The sequence below is a fragment of the Lachnoanaerobaculum saburreum DSM 3986 genome, from assembly GCF_000185385.1.
GTDB lineage: Bacteria > Bacillota > Clostridia > Lachnospirales > Lachnospiraceae > Lachnoanaerobaculum > Lachnoanaerobaculum saburreum.
The window spans coordinates 1-619 of the sequence record NZ_GL622326.1; the positions used below are offsets into that span (position 1 = coordinate 1).

The window sequence follows — 619 nt, forward strand, 5'->3', positions numbered from 1 at the left end:
TCGCTTGGTACCTTAGATATAGTTGCCGCCTTTATCTGACCCGAAAATTTTCTATGTAATTTTATTTTTACCCTTTTTAATTTTGGCAGCTTTATTCTTCCTCTATCAAAATCTACAGTTATATTCCCATTTGTAAAATTGGTTGTATATGATTTACGATTATCGTGCTTACTCTTAAACTTCGGATAACCTGTATGTTCTTTGAAAAACTTTTGATAAGCACTGTCCATATTATAAATTGCATTTGTTAAAGCGAATTTATCTACTTCTTTTAACCATTCATAAACTTTTTTCAGCTCTCTATTGCAATAATTATTACAATCTGTTTTACTGACAGACTTTTTTTCTTTTTCATAAGCATCTTTTCTGTACGCAAGGGTTTGATTATACACAAAACGGCAACAGCCAAATGTCTTTGCTAACTGTATTTCTTGCTCTTTATTTGGATAAATCCGATATCTATATGCCTTTAACATTAAGCTCACCCGCCTTTCTACCCTTGATTTTCTATATATTGCTTTAACATTTCTTCATAAACGTTGCCTACGCTACAAGAAAAATATCCATCCGTACAAAATGTATGTTCTTTCCAAAAATAATTCTTAAGATATTCTGTATG

Annotated in this window: 2 protein-coding genes; both read right to left on the reverse strand. The window is 30.9% G+C overall.

Going from position 1 to position 619, the window contains the following annotated elements; genetic code table 11:
• Positions 1 to 476: RNA-guided endonuclease TnpB family protein (locus HMPREF0381_RS14220; protein ID WP_008752707.1), on the reverse strand; the 476-nt coding region annotated here is incomplete at its 3' end.
• 17 nt (positions 477 to 493) lie between these two features.
• On the reverse strand, positions 494 to 619 hold a 126-nt coding region (locus HMPREF0381_RS15960), incomplete at its 5' end, for a transposase (protein ID WP_207635205.1).